We start from the raw sequence: 17,463 nt of genomic DNA, 5'->3' as shown, positions 1-17,463 counted from the left end.
CCCGCATCAGCGGGCCTTTTTGTTTTGTACGATCTCACTCTTCACATGTTAAAACGCGAAGCACGAACACCCCAGCACGCCCCAGAATGCCTGGTCATCAGATACCGGGATATCCGATTGCCGCGCAATGCCGTGCGCATGGCCATGCACTCCGCAGCTACCAATGCACTGGTGCATCTGTACCACCGCCCCCACTTTACTGGCTGCAGGCGGCGCAGAGCGGTAATGCCCCGGGACTTTCACGACCGGTGACCACGACGGCACAACCGGGATCGGCGGCGGTGACAGCGGACTGAAATGACCGGCGGCATACACGACCTTGCCATCCACAACGGTCAGCACCGATTCAATGCCCTTGATCTCCTCTTCCGTCACGTTGAAGTAATCTTTCGACAGCACCACCAGATCCGCAAGCTGCCCTTCAACCAGACGGCCTTTTTTACCCTGCTCGCTGGAAAACCACGCGCTGCCTGCGGTCCACAGCTCCAGCGCTACCTCACGCGGCAGGCGGTTATTGTCGTCATACATCGCCAGGCCGCCGACGGTTCGCCCGGAGACCAGCCAGTAGAGCGCCGTCCACGGGTTATAGCTCGCCACACGGGTTGCGTCGGTTCCTAACCCAACCGGCACGTCCAGTTCCAGCATTTTCGCCACCGGCGGCGTGTGTTTCACCGCCTCTTTGCCGTAGCGGTCGACGAAATATTCGCCCTGGAACGCCATACGGTGCTGCACCGCAATACCGCCCCCCAACGCTTTGACGCGCTCGATATTACGCTCGGTAATGGTCTCCGCATGGTCAAAGAACCAGTGCAGGCCGTTAAACGGAATCTCACGGTTCACCTTCTCAAAGACATCCAGCATCCGGCTGATGGATTCGTCATACGTGGCATGCAGCCGGAACGGCCAGCGGTTTTCCACCAGGTGGCGCACCACGCGTTCCAGCTCGTCTTCCATCCCTTGCGGCAGATCCGGGCGCGGCTGGAGGAAATCTTCAAAATCCGCCGCCGAGAAGACCAGCATCTCTCCTGCCCCGTTCGCACGATAAAAGTCTGTGCCCTGCCCCGGTTTGAGCATATCGGTCCAGCGCTCAAAATCCTCCAGCTCCTGTTTAGGGCGCTGGGTGAAGAGGTTGTAGGCAATACGCACCGTCATCTGCTCTTTGGCGTGCAGTTCGGCAATCACCTCGTAATCTTCCGGGTAGTTCTGGAAGCCGCCGCCGGCATCAATGGCGCTGGTCAGCCCCAGACGGTTAAGCTCACGCATAAACTGGCGCGTGGAGTTAACCTGCTGCTCAATGGGGAGTTTCGGTCCTTTTGCCAGCGTGGCGTAGAGGATCATCGCGTTAGGTTTAGCGATCAGCAGCCCGGTCGGGTTGCCGTGGTTATCACGCACAATCTCCCCGCCCGGCGGGTTTGGCGTCTCTTTGGTGTAGCCGACAGCTTTCAACGCGGCGCGGTTAAGCAGAGCGCGATCGTAGAGGTGCAGGACAAACACCGGCGTATCCGGTGCCGCCTCGTTAAGCTCTTCGATGGTCGGCATCCGGCGTTCGGCGAACTGAAACTCGCTCCAGCCGCCCACCACCCGAACCCACTGAGGTGAAGGTGTACGATCGGCCTGATCTTTCAACATCCTTAGCGCATCCGCCAGCGACGGTACGCCTTCCCAGCGCAGCTCGAGGTTGTAGTTCAGCCCGCCGCGGATCAGGTGCAGGTGCGAATCGTTAAGCCCGGGGATCACCGTACTTCCCTTCAGATCGACAATCTGCGTTCCCTGCGTCGCATAGCTCATAATGCGATCGTGGTTGCCCGTCGCCAGAATCTTGCCGTTAGCAATAGCCACCGCTTCCGTGAGCGGGTTTTCGCGATCGAGGGTATGGATCTTACCTTTGGTTAAGATCAGTGTGGCAGTTTGAGACATAACGTACTCCTTTCAGCCGAATCAGGCTTTTTTGAGCCATCCGGCAAACAGACGGGTCACGATGGGCATCCACAGCCAGACCACCAGCGCGACCACACAGGCATCGTTAATCAGATGCAGCAACAACGTACCTTTCAGGCCAGGAAGCAACGCACCGGTGACCAGCGGTACCAGGTTGGTACTGGGAAAGATAACCAGCAGGGTAATGAGAAACTGTTTCCACTGTTTAGGCTTACGCACATGAGGCTCCGGTGGGGTAAACCAGAACGCCGCCTCGGTACGCACTTCGGTTTTATCGCCTTCCGCCAGCAGCGGTTCAATCTCTTTTACCAGCGCATTACGGGTATCGGACTGGGTCCACGCAGAAAGGTGTTCGAGGGTGTCGAAACGGATTATCACCGTCCACAGATGTTGTCCGTCGGTCGGGCGGATGACGTTCGCGCCAAGATGCCCCGGAAATTCCGCCGCGATGGGCATGATCTTACCCAGCCACTGTTCGTATCGCTCAGCCTGACCCGGCAGCAAGGTGTGGGTGATCACCAGCGTGACATGCGATGTGTGCGCCATAATAGTTTCCTGGTCATTAATGGGCGGGAGAACCCCGCCCTGAAAGGTTTACGCTTTGCGTTCTGGCGCGCCGTGAACGAGGGTGTAGGCATAGTCAACGCCCATGCCATAAGCACCGCTGTGCTCACGGACCAGGTCCATGACCGCGTCGTAAGTGCCTTTGCGAGACCAGTCGCGCTGATACTCAAGCAGCACCTGCTGCCAGGTCACAGGAACCGCGCCCGCTTGAACCATACGGTCAATCGCACGTTCATGGGCATCTACGGAGGTACCGCCGGAAGTATCGGTCACTACATAAACTTCAAACCCTTCATCCAGAGCCATCAGCGCCGGGAAGGTCAGGCAAACTTCGGTCCACAGGGCTGAGATGATAAGTTTCTTGCGGCCCGTTGCTTTCACTGCCGCAACAAACGCATCGTCTTCCCAGGAGTTCATAGAGGTACGTTCAATCGGTTTAACCTCCGGGTGAACCGCCAGCAATTCTGGCCAGATGTATCCGCTAAAGCTTTTTGTTTCGACAGAGGTGTAGATAACCGGAACATCAAAAATTTTGCCTGCTTTTGCCAGAGCCACCGTATTATTCTTTAATAACTGACGGTCAATATTTGCCACGCCAAAAGACATTTGCGGTTGGTGATCGATAAAAATCAGTACGGAATTGGACGGGTCAATCAGTTCACGAATAGACATAAAAGTACCTTTTAATCAATGTGTTAAAAGCCAACGTTTTGGTGTGCTATATGAGAAAGGGCCCTGACTGATAAAGCAATTTGAGTATAGCGAGAATTGATTGAGCGGATAGTAAAGATATTTGTCCCCTCTGTTGAAATTAACCGAACAACTTAGGGGAATTTTCAGCAACCGGGAAATAAACCGGTTGCTGATCACGATTAATTTCCGAACCAGACGGAGGCGGAAATGGCCGGTAAGGAGAGAATGCCTTCCTGAATCGTGCCTTTACCCTCTTTGCGTTGCCACGCCTTCACGTGCAGCAACGGAGAGTCATCCAGCACCACTTCACAGGCTTCTCCGCGGTTGATGGCGACCAGCACGCGTTGCTGGTTGTAGACGCGGGCAAACACCACCACGTTATCGTGGGCATACACCACCTGACAGCCACCGTAACGCAGCGCCTGGTTCTGTTTACGAAGCTTAGCCAGACGCTGGTACAGGCTGAGCAGCGCCTTGTCCTGCTTCGCCGGATCCCAGGGGAAGGTTTTGCGGCAGAAGGGATCGTTGTTCCCCTCCAGCCCCACCTCATCACCGTAGTAAATGCACGGCACGCCTGGCCAGGTGAAGAGCCAGGTAACGGCCAGCGGCAGACGTGCCACATCCTTGCCAAGCAGGGATTTGAAACGTGCGGTATCGTGGCTGTCCAGCTGGTTAAACATCCGCAACTGCTGCTGATGCGACAGGCTGGCGCGGTAGTTATCCATCCATGCCATACAGGTTTCGGCGTCGATATGCTGCGGATCGTAAGAGATATCGGTGTTCGCCAGAAATCCCCATAGCGGGAAGGTAAAACCGCGGTAGTTCATGGCCGAATCTTCTGCATCGGCTTGCAGCCACTGGCGTGCATCGCCAAAATGCTCGCCAAAGACAAAGGCCTCCGGCTGCGCGGCTTTCGCTGAGCGGGTGATACCTGAAACGTGCTGAAGGTTATTACGCGCTCCGCCCGCTTCACCCAGCATATGCACCACGTCAAGACGCCAGCCGTCCATGTTCCATGGCGCCTTAAGCCAGTGGCGGACAACGCTGTCTTCACCGCCGTAGATTTCGTTGACCAGAGAAGGCGACTGGAAATCCAGCTTCGGCAGGCTTGGGTAGCCCAGCCAGTCCAGCGCGTAGCCCTCTTCATTAAAGCTGTACCAGTCACGCTGCGGCGAATCCGGGTTATGGCATGCCCCGCTCATCGACTGGTTATGACGGTCAAACCACGCGTGCGAATCCCCGCTGTGGTTGAACACGCCGTCCAGAATCAGGCGCATCCCTTCGTTTTTAGTGTTCTGTCGCAGGCGCAGCAGCGCCGCATCGCCGCCAAACTGCTCATCAACATGACGATAATCTTCGGTGTCGTATTTATGCACGCTCGGGGCTTTAAACACCGGGTTAAGGTACAGCGCCGTCACGCCCAGTTTTTTCAGGTACGGGAGTTTTTCGCTGATCCCGTCGAGATCGCCGCCGTAAAACGTCGAGCCACCCGCCTGCGCGGTCAGCGGTTCATCCCATGCTTTGAGGATAATGTCGTGACCTGCTGCGTGGTGGTAATACACCTTGTCCTGGTCTGCAGTGCGCTTTTCGCTGCGGGCAAAGCGGTCCGGGAAAATCTGGTAAAACACCTGATCGTTAACCCATTGCGGGCCATTGTCCGGGTAATCGACAGCAAACTGCTCCAGCCGGGCCGGCGGAAAACGGCTAAACCCCTGCGGGGTAAACCACAGCTGGCGGTTATTCCACAGCAGTTTAAAACTGTAGCGACGACGCGGTTGTCCACGGGTTAAATCGATGTTTGCCCGCCACGCCGTGATCCCGGGCTGCGGCTGGCTGCGCTGCTTATGCATTTTCAGCGCGGTCTCTTCGTTATCAATTTCGGCGCGTAGCGTCACGCGTTCAGGCTGATTTTCCCCCGCCAGCCAGAGCGTAATCACAAGGTTGTCTTTGTTTTGCTTAACAAATGGGGCAACCGGAAGGTGCCAGGCGTTTAACATCACGAATCCCCTTTGATGAAATTGACGTCACCTTGCCACAGGGTGGTTAAGGTTAGCTCATCATGACGAGGTTTATTGAGGGAGGAGGACGGGGGAGGAGGCATCAGCGTGAGCGGATGCCTCCTTCCAGTCCCTCTGCGGGGAGAGGGAAGATTACTGTGCCTGCGCCAGCTGACGGTCGCGGCGGCATTTAAACATCCAGCCCAGCAGCAGCAGGACGATCCACGCGCAGCCCACATAAAGGGAGATACGGGTATCCGGATGATAGCCAATCAGGGCGATGATAAAGACCAGGAAGACCAGACCGACAGCGGTTGTCACCACCCCACCCGGCACTTTGAACTTCAGCGCTTTCGCCTCTTCCGGTGACAGACGGCGACGGAACGCAATCTGTGACAACAGGATCATGATCCACACCCACACGGTCGCGAAGGTCGCCAGCGACGCAATCACCAGGAACACATTCTCCGGCATGATGTAGTTCAGGTAGACCGACAGCAGCAGGGCTACGGTCATTACCATTACCGTCACCCACGGCGTGCCGCGACGAGAGGTTTTGGCAAACACTTTAGGCGCACTGCCCTGCTCCGCCATTCCGTGCAGCATGCGGCCCACGCCAAAGACGTCACTGTTAATTGCCGAAAGCGAGGCGGTCAGCACCACAAAGTTCAGGATGCTGGCGGCAAACGCGATGCCCATATGCTGGAAGGTCAGCACAAACGGGCTGCCGTTAGTGCCCACCTGGTTCCACGGGTAGATGGACATAATGACGAACAGCGTCCCCACATAGAACACCAGAATACGCATTGGCACTGAGTTGATGGCGCGCGGAATGGATTTCTCCGGATCTTTCGCTTCCCCGGCGGTAATGCCGATAATCTCGATCCCGCCGTAGGCAAACATGACCATCTGCAGCGACATCACCATACCGAGCCAACCGTTGCTGAAGAAGCCGCCGTTGCTCCAGAGGTTATGGATCCCCGTTGGCTGACCGCCGTTGCCGATACCCCAGATGATGATCCCGAAGCCCGCGATAATCATGATGATAATGGTGGCAACTTTGAAGAAGGAGAACCAGAACTCCAGTTCACCAAACACCTTCACGCTCATCAGGTTGACGGCACAGATGATCAGCACCACGCTCAGCACCCAGATCCAGTGCGGAACCGCGGGGAACCAGACGCCCATGTAGATGCCAAAGGCGGTAACGTCGGCAATAGCCACAATCAGAATTTCGAAGCAGTAGGTCCATCCGGTGATAAAGCCCGCCAGCGGGCCTAAGTTTTCCTGCGCATAGCGCGAGAACGAACTGGCAGACGGATTGTGAACCGACATCTCCCCGAGGGCGCGCATGATGATATACGCGGCCACGCCACCGATGATGTAGGCCAGCAGAACGCTGGGACCGGCCATTTTAATGGCATCTGCCGAGCCATAAAAAAGACCGGTACCGATAGCGGATCCCAGCGCCATAAAGCGAATGTGGCGGGTGCTGAGTCCACGTTTGAGTTTGTTAGTGCTTTCCATTTAAATCTTGCCATTCAACTCGAAAAAAACAAAAAACCACGGGGCCTTAAGCCCCGTGGTTAAACAGTTTGTTGCCGTTGATTAATGGGCGTTCGATGCGACCTGACGCCCTGCAGCACGATCCCAGATAATGGCCAGAACCAGTGCAACAACGGTAGGCATCAACCAGGCCAGGCCTTGCTCGGACAGCGGCAGACGCTGTGTCCAGGCTGGCAGTATTTGCGCAAAGGCGGATGCTTTAATCCCGTCAAGGATACCAAAAATCAGGCTGATAAACATGGCTGGCGCAATAATTCGCGACGAGTTGTTCCACCACGGGCGGGTGAAGCTCAGCACCACCAGCACGATACACGGCGGATAGATGGCCGTCAGCACCGGGATAGAGACCTGAATCAGGTGGCTCAGACCGAGGTTTGACACCGCCATGGAGAAGATGCCCAGGATAAAGACCAGCGTGCGGTAAGAGAGCGGCAGATACTGAGCAAAGAACTCAGCGCAGGCGCAGGTCAGCCCCACGGCGGTGACAAGGCACGCCAGGAAAATCAGTACCGCCAGCAGCAGGCTACCCGCACCACCAAAGGTGTGCTGTACGTAAGCATGGAGGATCGCCGCGCCGTTGGCATTTTGATCGACCAGTATGGCGCTATCTGAGCCCAGGCGGAACAGCGCCAGGTACAGCAGCGTCAGCCCCACACCGGCCATCAGGCCAGCCCAGATGGTGTAGCGAGTCAGCAGACGCGCTTCCGTTACGCCGCGGGAACGTGCGGCATTCACGATAACAATACCAAACACCATTGCGCCCAGCGTATCCATCGTCAGGTAGCCGTTCACAAAGCCGTTGGAGAACGCGGCGTTTTTATAGGCGTCCATCGCATCGCTAATCGGGCCTGCGGGCCAGACGATGGCTGCAACCGCCAGCACAATCAGCGCCACGATTTTCAGCGGAGCCAGGAAGTTACCCACGGTATCCAGCAACTTGCCCGGATAAAGGGAAACAAGAATCACAATCGCGAAGTAGATCAGGCTGTAGATAAACAGCGGCATCGCGCCATCACCAGTGAGCGGGGCAATCCCCACTTCGAAGGATACGGTCGCGGTACGCGGGGTCGCAAACAGCGGGCCAACGGCCAGATAGCAGACGGTCGCCAGCAGAATGCCGGCCACTTTGCCAATCGGGGTGCTGAGGCTATCAACGCCACCACCGACTTTCGCCAGCGCGACGACGGTCAGTACCGGGAGACCCACAGCAGTAATCAGGAAACCAAACGCAGCGGTCCAGACGTGTTCACCCGCCTGTAAGCCAACCATTGGAGGGAAAATGATGTTGCCTGCGCCAACGAACAGCGCAAATGTCATAAAGCCCAGCGCGATGATGTCACGCGATTTTAAGTGATGGGTCATAAAACCTTACTGCCTGTGGATGTGGTGTTGAAAACATTGAGATTTTCGCTATCCCTGACGGGACGATACAGCGGAAAATTTGCTCAATTTCAGCGGGATATGCTCCCGTCCTGGCGTGGAGAAGAATAGTTTTTCGATTTACCACGCAAATACAGTCGGTATGACAGTATCTGGGGCGCAATTTAAACGCTTATAACGTTTAAAGGCAAGATGGGATCGTGAAACCAGAACAATATGCCAGCATCAAAAAACAGACCAGCACAATACGCTAATTATAAGAAAAACCCATGGCTAATCATGCGAACAAAAAACAGCCAGCCGTATAATATTCAGCCGCGTTTCGCTTGACTGCAAAGCAAACGGGCCAGCAAACGCTGGCCCGTGGAAAGGTAAACTGACACGCCTGTCGTCAGGCGATCTTTTTGGCAATTAATCGTTCCGGGATAACGAAACTGAAGCGGGTTCCCTTACCCAGCGTGCTTTGAATATCGAGACGGCTTTCATGGTGATTCACCGCGTGTTTCACAATAGCCAGCCCCAGACCGCTGCCGCCGGTCTGCCGTGAGCGCGCTTTATCCACCCTGTAGAAGCGCTCGGTCAGACGCGGGATGTGTTCAGGTGCGATCCCCGGCCCGTTATCCTCTACGCTGAACTCAGCGCCCGTTGGCGTGTGCTGCCAGCGCACCACGATATCCGTCCCCGCTGGCGTATGATTCACCGCGTTATACACCAGATTAGAAATGGCGCTGCGCAGCTCATCTTCGCTGCCAAGCACCTTGAGCGTGTTGTCGACCTCGAAGGTCAGCTGATGCATTTTATGGCTTAACGTCTGCGCTTCGCGCTCCACCACCCGCAGCATCATCGGAACATCAATGGTGTCATTCAATGCCAGCGAGGGGGCGGCCTCAATTTTCGAGAGCGTCAGCAGCTGTTTCACCAGCCCTTCCATACGGTGCGTTTGTTCACGCATCGTATGCAACGCTTTCTCGCGCGGCGCGCCTTCCAGCGTTTGCTCCTGCATCATCTCCAGGTACCCCTGAAGCACCGTCAGCGGAGTGCGTAATTCGTGGCTGACGTTGGCAAAGAAGTTGCGTCGCGCCCCTTCCAGCTGGTGCATCTGGGTGACATCACGGGCAACCATCAGCCACTGCTGATCGCTGTAAGGCATCACTCGGATTTCCAGATGGCGCCCATTATTGAGCTTCAGGTTGTGGGGGCGGGTAAAATCACGCTTTTTCAGGTACAGCGTGAACTCGGGATAACGCAGAAGGTTGAGGATGTTCTGGCCATTATCGTCCGGCCAGCGCAGGCCCAGCAGCTGTTGCGCGAGGCCGTTACACCAGAAGATCGTCCCTTCTTCGGTCGTCAGAATGACAGCATCCGGCAGCGACTCAGCGCCGCTACGGAAGCGTTTGATCAGGCTTCCCAGCTCCCGACGCCGCTTTTTGTTACGCATCTGCATCTGGTGCAGACCGTACAGCAGCGGCTCCCAGCTTCCGCTTCCCGGCGGAGGCGTCATACTTCGGTCAACCCATAGCCACCACGAGAGGCGCAGCAGGTTCCAGAAATGCCAAATCAGAAGCCCGGTAACCGACGCCAGCAGAAACCACGGCAAATATCCAAGAAAGGCCCCCAGAATGAAGGCCGGAATACAGCATAAGATCAGTTCAAAGACGAGCCTTTTCCATGACAGACGTTCCAGCACGCGTCACACTCCTGTCATTGTTCAGAAACGGGTTGAAAAACGATAACCCGTGCCGCGGACCGTCTGCACCATGCGATCGTGGCCGCTCAGTTCCAGCGCTTTTCGCAGGCGGCGGATATGTACGTCAACCGTCCGGTCTTCGACATACACGTTAGTTCCCCAGACGTTATTCAGCAACTGTTCGCGGCTGTATACGCGCTCCGGGTGAGTCATAAAGAAATGCAGAAGTTTAAATTCGGTAGGCCCCATATCGAGGGGATTTTCACCGGTCATGACGCGGTGTGAGGTAGGGTCAAGGCTCAGTCCCTGCATCTCAATCACCTCTTCCACCGCCATCGGTGAAATGCGGCGCATCACGGCTTTAATGCGGGCAACCAGCTCTTTCGGTGAGAACGGTTTGGTAATGTAATCGTCCGCCCCCGTTTCCAGACCGCGTACGCGATCCTCTTCTTCACCGCGCGCCGTGAGCATCACAACCGGTATGTCGCGGGTTAGCGCTTCACGTTTCAGGTGTTTGATAAACTGCAGCCCGGAGCCGCCAGGCAACATCCAGTCGAGCAGAATCAGATCGGGCCAGGGTTCATTCAGCTGGTTCACCGCGCTGTCATAATCTTCCGCCTCAACCGGCTGGAAGCCATTTTGCTCGAGCACGAAGCACACCATTTCACGAATCGGAGCTTCATCTTCTACGACCAGAATACGTCTCGCCATACTTTGCCCTGTTTTATCTTATTTAAGTTACAAGTTTGTAATGCGGCGTCATTATGCGTCAGATTTATGACAGATTTATGAAAAACAGTACCACTATAAAGGGCAAACTGTTGTTTTATTACAGCGGTTATTTTCTGTTCCCTGACAGTTTATAATCCTGCTTTCTCTTTTTCGCCACGGATCAGCAATGCGCATACTACACACCTCTGACTGGCATCTGGGTCAAAATTTTTACAGCAAAAGCCGGGCGGCTGAACACGAAGCGTTCCTGAACTGGCTGCTGGATACGGCCCGCTCTCATGAGGTGGACGCCATTATTGTGGCGGGTGACATCTTCGATACCGGCTCGCCCCCCAGCTATGCGCGCGAGTTATATAACCGTTTTGTCGTCAATCTGCAGCAAACGGGCTGTCATCTGGTGATTGTTGCCGGCAACCATGATTCCGTCGCAACGTTAAATGAATCCCGCGATATTCTGGCGTTTCTCAATACTACCGTGGTGGCCAGCGCAGGACATGCGCCGCAGATCCTGAAAAAGCGCGACGGGACGCCGGGTGCGGTACTGTGTCCGATCCCATTTTTACGCCCGCGCGATATTGTCCAAAGCCAGGCGGGGCTTTCCGGCGCAGAAAAACAGCAGCATTTGCTGCAGGCCATCACCGACTATTACCACCAGCAGCATGCCCAGGCCTGTGCCCTTCGCGGCGACCAGGCGATTCCGGTGATTGCCACCGGGCACCTCACCACCGTTGGGGCCAGCAAAAGCGACGCGGTGCGTGACATTTATATTGGCACGCTGGATGCTTTCCCGGCACAAAACTTCCCGCCCGCGGATTATATTGCCCTCGGGCATATCCACCGGGCGCAGGTTATCGGCGGCTGCGAGCACATTCGCTACTGCGGCTCGCCCATCTCGCTGAGTTTTGATGAGACCGGCAAAGCCAAAAGTGTCCATCTGGTGAGCTTTAGCGACGGCAAGCTCAGCGCCGTTGACACGCTGGAAGTGCCCGTCACCCAGCCGCTGGCGGTGCTGAAAGGCGATCTGGACGCCATCACCGCCCAGCTTGAACAGTGGCGCGGCGTGGAACAAAACCCGCCGGTCTGGCTGGATATTGAGATCGCCAGCGGCGACTACCTGCATGATGTGCAGCGTAAAATTCAGGTACTCACGGAAGACCTGCCGGTAGAGGTGCTGCTGGTGCGCCGCAGCCGCGAGCAGCGCGAGAAAATTCTGCTCGGCGCTCAGCGCGAAACGCTCAGCGAACTCAGGGTGGAAGAGGTTTTTGAACGCCGGCTCTCCCACGAGGAGATTGACGACGCGAAACGCGCACGGCTGAACGAGCTGTTTACGCACACCCTGCATGCCCTGAACGATGAGGAAGAAAACGCATGAAAATCCTCAGCCTGCGTCTGAAAAATCTCAACTCACTGAAGGGTGAGTGGAAAATCGATTTTACCGCGGAGCCGTTTGCCAGCAACGGACTGTTTGCGATTACCGGGGCTACCGGCGCAGGGAAAACGACTCTGCTCGACGCCATTTGTCTGGCGCTGTATCACGAAACGCCGCGTCTGCAGAAAGTCTCCCAGGCACAAAACGATTTGATGACGCGCGACACGGCCGAATGCCTTGCCGAAGTTGAGTTTGAAGTCAAAGGTATTGCCTATCGCGCTTTCTGGAGTCAGAACCGCGCGCGAAATCAGCCCGACGGTAATCTTCAGGCCCCACGCGTCGAGCTGGCACGCTGTGAGGACGGTAAAATTCTGGCCGACAAAGTGTCGGATAAACTGGAACAAACGGCCGCCCTCACCGGGCTGGATTATGGCCGTTTTACCCGCTCAATGCTGCTCTCTCAGGGGCAATTTGCCGCCTTCCTCAATGCCAGACCTTCCGACCGCGCCGAACTGCTGGAAGAACTGACCGGAACCGAGATCTACGGGCAGATTTCCGCCATGGTGTTTGAGAAACACAAAGCCGCGCGTAACGCCCTTGAGGTGTATGAAGCACAGGCTGCAGGCGTCGTATTGTTGAGTGAAGAGCAACAGCAGCAGTTACAGCAAAGTTTGCAGGCACTTACTGACGAAGAAAAAACGCTGCTGGCGCAACAGCAGAATCAACAGAAAGATTTTCAGTGGCTTACGCGCAATGACGAGCTTATACGTGAGCAGCAACGCGTTGCCACCTTGCAGCAACAGGCGCAACAGGCACTGACCGAGGCTGCGCCCGAGCTGGCAACGCTCCAGCTTGCTCACCCCGCCGCCCAGCTGCGACCACTGTGGGACAGCCAGCAAGAGCAAACCACCCGACTGGGGCAAACGAAGCAACGCATTGTTGAAGTAAATGCTCGCTTACAAGCAAAAACCGCGCTGCGCTCGCGTATCCGTAATACGGCCCAGCGTAGCCATGCACAACTGCAGACCGACCTTACGGCGCTGGCACAGTGGCTGGCAGAGCACGAGCGGTATTGTCAGTGGGGCCAGGAGATAGCAGGCTGGCGCGCCCATTTTGCACAGCTGAATCGCGATAAACATCAGATCGCCACGCTTTCCACGCGCATTGCTGAATTACGCCAGAAGCTGACAGAGATGCCGGAAAACGCCCTGACGCTCACGGCTGACGAGGTCAGCGTGGCGATGGAGCAACAGGCTCAGTCACGGACTTTCCGCCAGCGGCTGATGTCGCTTCAGGCCCGTTATCTGCCGCTGCAACAGCGTCTGCGCCAGAACGGTGAAAGCCTGCAGAAAGCCCAGGCAGAGCAGGTAAAACTCAATGAAACGCTGACGCTGCGTCGCCAGCAGTACAAAGAGAAAAACCAACATTATCTGGATCTTGAAACGCTCTGCAGACAGGAAGAGAAGATTAAAAGTCTGGAGGCAGAGCGTGCGCAGCTGCAGGCAGGACAGCCCTGCCCGCTGTGCGGCTCAACCTCGCACCCGGCGGTCACTGCCTATCAGGCGCTGGAGCTGAGTGCCAACCAGCAGCGTCGCGACCAGTTAGCCAAAGAGGTCGCTGCGCTTAAAGAGGAAGGATTGTTAGTTCTCGGTCAGGTGAATGCCCTGACCCGGCAGATCCAGCGTGAGACAGACGACGCTCAGACGCTCTCTCAGGAGGAGCAAGCGCTCACTAAAGAGTGGCAATCGGTTTGCGCGTCCCTGGATATCACTCTGAATATTCAGGAAGATATTGCCCCGTGGATGAACGAACAAGAGCAGTATGAGCGTCAGCTTTACCAGCTGAGCCAGCGTCTGACGCTGCAGCAACAGCTGAATGAACAGGACGCGCAGGCGCGTCAGTATCAACAGCAACTGACGGCCACGCGCCAGGCGCTGGAAACGACCCTGCTCACGCTGTCACTCAACGTCCCGGAGGAAGGCACAGAGGCTGCCTGGCTGAACGAACGAGAAACCGAGTTCGCACAGTGGCAGGAAAAACAGACTCAGCATGGCGTCATGCAGGAGCGCATGACGGCTCTGATGCCGCTGCTCGACACCCTGCCCGCCACAAACGACACAGAAACCGAACCGGCCATTCCTGATAACTGGCGCGAAACGCACGACGAATGCGTTTCTCTTCAGAGCCAGCTTGCCACACTGCAACAGCAGGAAAGCCTTGAAAGCGAGCGGCTGCAGCACGCCACGACGCATTTTACCGCCGCATTGACCGCAAGCTGCTTCGCCGATCGGGAGGCCTTTCTGGCTGCACTGCTTGATGAAGAGACCATCCGCCGTCTTGAACACCGTAAGCAGACCCTGGAAAACCAGCTTCAGCAGGCAACCGCGCTGTTCGCACAGGCAAACCAGCAGCTGCAGGCTCATCAGACGCAGCGACCGGAAGGGCTGGAACTCGACGCGCCAACCCTGCAGTTGCAGCTACAGCAACTCGGGCAACAGCTTCGGGAGAACACCACTCATCAGGGTGAGATCCGCCAGCAGCTTAAACAGGACAGCGATAACCGTCAGCACCAGCTGGCGCTCATGCAGCATATTGAAGAGGCCGCGCGGCTGGCCGATGACTGGAGCTATCTGAATTCGCTGATAGGTTCCAGCACCGGCGACAAGTTCCGTAAGTTTGCCCAGGGGCTCACGCTGGATAATCTGGTCTGGCTTGCCAACCAGCAGCTAAATCGCCTGCACGGGCGCTATTTGCTGCAGCGCAAGGTCAGCGATGCGCTGGAACTCGAAGTGGTGGATACCTGGCAGGCGGACGCGGTGCGCGATACCCGTACCCTCTCCGGCGGCGAAAGCTTCCTTGTTAGCCTGGCACTGGCGCTGGCGCTTTCCGATCTGGTGAGCCACAAAACACGCATCGATTCGCTGTTCCTGGATGAAGGCTTCGGCACGCTCGACAGCGAAACGCTGGATACCGCCCTGGATGCGCTCGACGCGCTGAACGCCACCGGGAAAACCATTGGCGTGATTAGCCACGTCGAGGCGATGAAAGAGCGGATCCCGGTGCAGATCAAAGTGAAGAAGATTAACGGGCTGGGGTATAGCAAGCTGGATAAGGTGTTTGCGGTGGAGTGAGGGTGCCCTGCATGAGGGCACCCTCATCCTGCCCCTCTCACGTAGGGAGAGGGAGAATGGCTATAGCGGCCAGAGCCACGCGGCGCCGCGCACGCCGCTGGAGTCCCCGTGCACCGCTTTGCGGATCGGGGTTTCACACTCGCCGCCGAAGACCCACTGCTTCACCAGATTCGGTACCGTGGCATATAAACGGTCGACGTTGCTCATCCCGCCGCCGAGCACAATCACGTCAGGGTCAAGGATATTCACCACGTGCGCCAGGGATTTCGCCAGCCGCATTTCATAGCGGCTGAGAGCCAGCTCAGCCACCGGATCGTGTTCCCCGACCCGGCGCATAATTTCGTTCCCCTTGAGTGGCTGGCCACTCAAGCGGTGGTAATCGGTGGCAAAACCGGTGCCGGAGATAAACGTCTCAATACAGCCCTGCCTGCCGCAATAGCACGGCACCTCGGCGCGGTATTTAAGTTCATCTTCATCCATCCACGGCAAGGGGTTATGTCCCCACTCGCCCGCCGTACCGTTGCCGCCAATATGGGCACGCCCGCCCAGGGCCACGCCTGCGCCACAGCCGGTCCCGATAATGACCGCAAAAACGGTCTGGGCCCCTGCGGCGGCACCGTCAATGGCTTCGGAGACGGCCAGACAGTTGGCGTCATTTGCCAGACGCACTTCCCGGTTCAGGCGCTGACTTAAATCTTTATCAAAAGGCTGACCGTTGAGCCAGGTGGAGTTGGCGTTTTTAACCACCCCGGTATAGGGCGAGATTGAGCCCGGGATCCCCATCCCAACGGTGCCGGTCTGCCCTGTCGCCTGCTCAGCCATGTCAACCAGCCGGGCAATCGTCTCGATAGTCTGGTGATAATCATCGCGCGGGGTAGGCAGACGGTGGCGGAACAGTTGCTCCCCCTGCTCGCTCAGTGCGATGACTTCTGTTTTGGTGCCGCCCAAATCAATCCCAATACGCACAAGACACTCCTCATTATTTTGATTATCAACAGAGTAGAAGCCCGCTTCCCGATTAGCAATGCAAGCGATGCGACAATTCGTTATCATGCCCGCTGATTTAACGACAAGGCCGTGGAAATTATCATGCTGTGGTTCAAAAATTTGATGGTTTACCGTCTCAGCCGCGACGTTTCGCTGCGTGCAGAAGAGATGGAAAAACAGTTAGCCGCTTATAGCTTTTCCCCTTGCGGTAGCCAGGATATGGCAAAAACCGGTTGGGTTCCTCCAATGGGTTCACAAAGCGATGCATTGACCCACGCCAGCAGCACGGGTCAAATCATCGTCTGCGCCCGCAAAGAAGAAAAAATTCTGCCCACGCCGGTGGTCAAGCAGGCGCTCGAAGCGAAAATTTTCAAGCTTGAAGCCGAACAGGGTCGCAAGCTGAAAAAAACCGAAAAAGATTCGCTGAAAGACGAAGTTCTGCACTCTCTGCTGCCGCGCGCCTTTAGCCGTTTCAGCCAGACAATGATGTGGATCGATACCGTTAACGGGCTGATCATGGTGGACTGCGCCAGCGCCAAAAAAGCGGAAGATACGCTGGCCCTGCTGCGCAAAAGCATCGGATCGTTACCGGTCGTTCCGCTGGCGCTGGAAACGCCGATTGAACTGACCCTGACCGAATGGGTGCGCAGCGGTACAGCGGCCCAGGGCTTCCAGATCCTTGATGAAGCTGAGCTCAAAGCCCTGCTCGAAGATGGCGGCGTGATCCGCGCGAAAAAGCAGGATCTGGTGAGCGACGAGATCGCCGTACACATTGAAGCGGGCAAAGTGGTGACCAAACTGGCACTCGACTGGCAGCAGCGTATTCAGTTTGTGATGTGCGATGACGGCTCGGTGAAGCGTCTGAAATTCTGCGATGAGCTGCGCGATCAGAACGAAGATATCGATCGTGAAGATTACGCCCAGCGCTTTGACGCGGACTTTATCCTGATGACCGGAGAGCTGGCAGCGTTAATTCAGAATCTGGTAGAAGGCCTCGGCGGCGAAGCGCAGCGGTAATGCCTGCAGTGACCCTCTCCCGGCAGGGAGAGGGTATAAAACGTTTTATTTCAGGTAGCGGCACAGATAAGAGGTCGGTTCAGCAACCTGCAGATGGAATTCGCTGTGGCCAGGGACGTTGAACGCTTGTCCGGCAGAGTAAACTTTCCATTCTGTTTCCCCCGGCAGTAAGACGTTGAGCGCACCGCTGATCACCGTCATCTCTTCAGCTTCGGCTGTACCAAAGGTGTATTCCCCTTCAGCCATAACGCCGACACTGGCGCGGCCAGTGCTGCTGCTGGTAAAACCAATGGATTTCACTTTACCGGAAAAGTATTCGTTACTTTGAAGCATGAACTGGCCCTTATATTTTTAGATAAAAATTCACTATAGGGGCCATGATCATCACCTGTCACGCAAAAT

The 17,463-nt window shown here is 56.3% G+C and carries 13 protein-coding genes; 3 read left to right on the top strand and 10 right to left on the bottom strand.

Features of this window, described 5'->3' with window-relative positions:
- Positions 1-48: 48 nt before the first annotated feature.
- The 8 genes from QRN24_RS00520 to phoB form a co-directional block, all read right to left on the bottom strand.
- Positions 49-1,917, bottom strand: coding sequence for an amidohydrolase (locus QRN24_RS00520; protein WP_223398376.1), 1,869 nt, complete (start codon positions 1,915-1,917; stop codon positions 49-51).
- A gap of 21 nt (positions 1,918-1,938) precedes the next feature.
- A complete protein-coding gene (locus QRN24_RS00515; protein ID WP_014168838.1) occupies positions 1,939-2,484 on the bottom strand; it encodes an antibiotic biosynthesis monooxygenase in 546 nt (181 codons plus the stop codon).
- 48 nt (positions 2,485-2,532) lie between these two features.
- Positions 2,533-3,174 (bottom strand): hydrolase, encoded by a 642-nt coding sequence (locus tag QRN24_RS00510; RefSeq protein ID WP_020885231.1) that lies wholly within the window; start codon positions 3,172-3,174, stop codon positions 2,533-2,535.
- 200 nt (positions 3,175-3,374) lie between these two features.
- Complete coding sequence (gene malZ / locus QRN24_RS00505; protein WP_284942211.1) at positions 3,375-5,192, bottom strand: maltodextrin glucosidase; 1,818 nt, start codon at positions 5,190-5,192, stop codon at positions 3,375-3,377.
- Positions 5,193-5,345: 153 nt separating this feature from the next.
- Positions 5,346-6,719, bottom strand: a complete 1,374-nt coding sequence (gene proY, locus QRN24_RS00500) for a proline-specific permease ProY (RefSeq protein ID WP_014168835.1) — start codon at positions 6,717-6,719, stop codon at positions 5,346-5,348.
- Positions 6,720-6,800: 81 nt separating this feature from the next.
- Complete coding sequence (gene brnQ / locus QRN24_RS00495) at positions 6,801-8,120, bottom strand: branched-chain amino acid transporter carrier protein BrnQ (protein ID WP_014168834.1); 1,320 nt, start codon at positions 8,118-8,120, stop codon at positions 6,801-6,803.
- Between the two features lie 409 nt (positions 8,121-8,529).
- Entirely contained in the window at positions 8,530-9,825 is a 1,296-nt protein-coding gene (gene phoR, locus QRN24_RS00490) for a phosphate regulon sensor histidine kinase PhoR (protein WP_014168833.1), read from the bottom strand.
- A gap of 21 nt (positions 9,826-9,846) precedes the next feature.
- Positions 9,847-10,536, bottom strand: coding sequence for a phosphate response regulator transcription factor PhoB (gene phoB / locus QRN24_RS00485; protein WP_008503265.1), 690 nt, complete (start codon positions 10,534-10,536; stop codon positions 9,847-9,849).
- A gap of 187 nt (positions 10,537-10,723) precedes the next feature.
- Between phoB and sbcD the strand changes: the two genes are divergently transcribed.
- Together sbcD and sbcC are read left to right on the top strand one after the other, a co-directional pair.
- Positions 10,724-11,929 (top strand): exonuclease subunit SbcD, encoded by a 1,206-nt coding sequence (gene sbcD, locus QRN24_RS00480; protein WP_032681573.1) that lies wholly within the window; start codon positions 10,724-10,726, stop codon positions 11,927-11,929.
- The gene (sbcC, locus tag QRN24_RS00475; RefSeq protein ID WP_284942210.1) at positions 11,926-15,057 is read left to right on the top strand and encodes an exonuclease subunit SbcC; all 3,132 of its coding nucleotides are present in this window, start codon (positions 11,926-11,928) and stop codon (positions 15,055-15,057) included. The genes sbcD and sbcC overlap by 4 nt, the downstream gene beginning before the upstream one ends.
- 60 nt (positions 15,058-15,117) lie before the next feature.
- Here sbcC and mak read toward each other — a convergent pair whose 3' ends face one another.
- Positions 15,118-16,023 carry a fructokinase gene (gene mak / locus QRN24_RS00470; protein WP_047955103.1) on the bottom strand — a complete coding sequence of 302 codons (906 nt, stop codon included), beginning with the start codon at positions 16,021-16,023 and terminating at the stop codon, positions 15,118-15,120.
- Between the two features lie 123 nt (positions 16,024-16,146).
- Here mak and rdgC point away from each other — a divergent pair, with 123 nt between their 5' ends.
- Positions 16,147-17,061 (top strand): recombination-associated protein RdgC, encoded by a 915-nt coding sequence (rdgC, locus tag QRN24_RS00465; protein WP_014882739.1) that lies wholly within the window; start codon positions 16,147-16,149, stop codon positions 17,059-17,061.
- A gap of 45 nt (positions 17,062-17,106) precedes the next feature.
- Here rdgC and ppnP read toward each other — a convergent pair whose 3' ends face one another.
- A complete protein-coding gene (ppnP, locus tag QRN24_RS00460) occupies positions 17,107-17,394 on the bottom strand; it encodes a pyrimidine/purine nucleoside phosphorylase (protein WP_014168827.1) in 288 nt (95 codons plus the stop codon).
- Positions 17,395-17,463: the final 69 nt, after the last annotated feature.

The organism is Enterobacter sp. MEB024 (assembly GCF_030209635.1).
Lineage (GTDB): Bacteria > Pseudomonadota > Gammaproteobacteria > Enterobacterales > Enterobacteriaceae > Enterobacter > Enterobacter ludwigii.
This window is presented reverse-complemented; position numbering and strand designations above follow the sequence as displayed.

What these genes read in the sequence shown, in the direction of transcription:
- QRN24_RS00520 (WP_223398376.1), bottom strand. Translation starts at nt 1,917, where the DNA reads ATGTCTCAAACTGCCACACTGATCTTAACCAAAGGTAAGATCCATACC.
- QRN24_RS00515 (WP_014168838.1), bottom strand. Translation starts at nt 2,484, where the DNA reads ATGGCGCACACATCGCATGTCACGCTGGTGATCACCCACACCTTGCTG.
- QRN24_RS00510 (WP_020885231.1), bottom strand. Translation starts at nt 3,174, where the DNA reads ATGTCTATTCGTGAACTGATTGACCCGTCCAATTCCGTACTGATTTTT.
- malZ (WP_284942211.1), bottom strand. Translation starts at nt 5,192, where the DNA reads ATGTTAAACGCCTGGCACCTTCCGGTTGCCCCATTTGTTAAGCAAAAC.
- proY (WP_014168835.1), bottom strand. Translation starts at nt 6,719, where the DNA reads ATGGAAAGCACTAACAAACTCAAACGTGGACTCAGCACCCGCCACATT.
- brnQ (WP_014168834.1), bottom strand. Translation starts at nt 8,120, where the DNA reads ATGACCCATCACTTAAAATCGCGTGACATCATCGCGCTGGGCTTTATG.
- phoB (WP_008503265.1), bottom strand. Translation starts at nt 10,536, where the DNA reads ATGGCGAGACGTATTCTGGTCGTAGAAGATGAAGCTCCGATTCGTGAA.
- sbcD (WP_032681573.1), top strand. Translation starts at nt 10,724, where the DNA reads ATGCGCATACTACACACCTCTGACTGGCATCTGGGTCAAAATTTTTAC.
- sbcC (WP_284942210.1), top strand. Translation starts at nt 11,926, where the DNA reads ATGAAAATCCTCAGCCTGCGTCTGAAAAATCTCAACTCACTGAAGGGT.
- rdgC (WP_014882739.1), top strand. Translation starts at nt 16,147, where the DNA reads ATGCTGTGGTTCAAAAATTTGATGGTTTACCGTCTCAGCCGCGACGTT.
- ppnP (WP_014168827.1), bottom strand. Translation starts at nt 17,394, where the DNA reads ATGCTTCAAAGTAACGAATACTTTTCCGGTAAAGTGAAATCCATTGGT.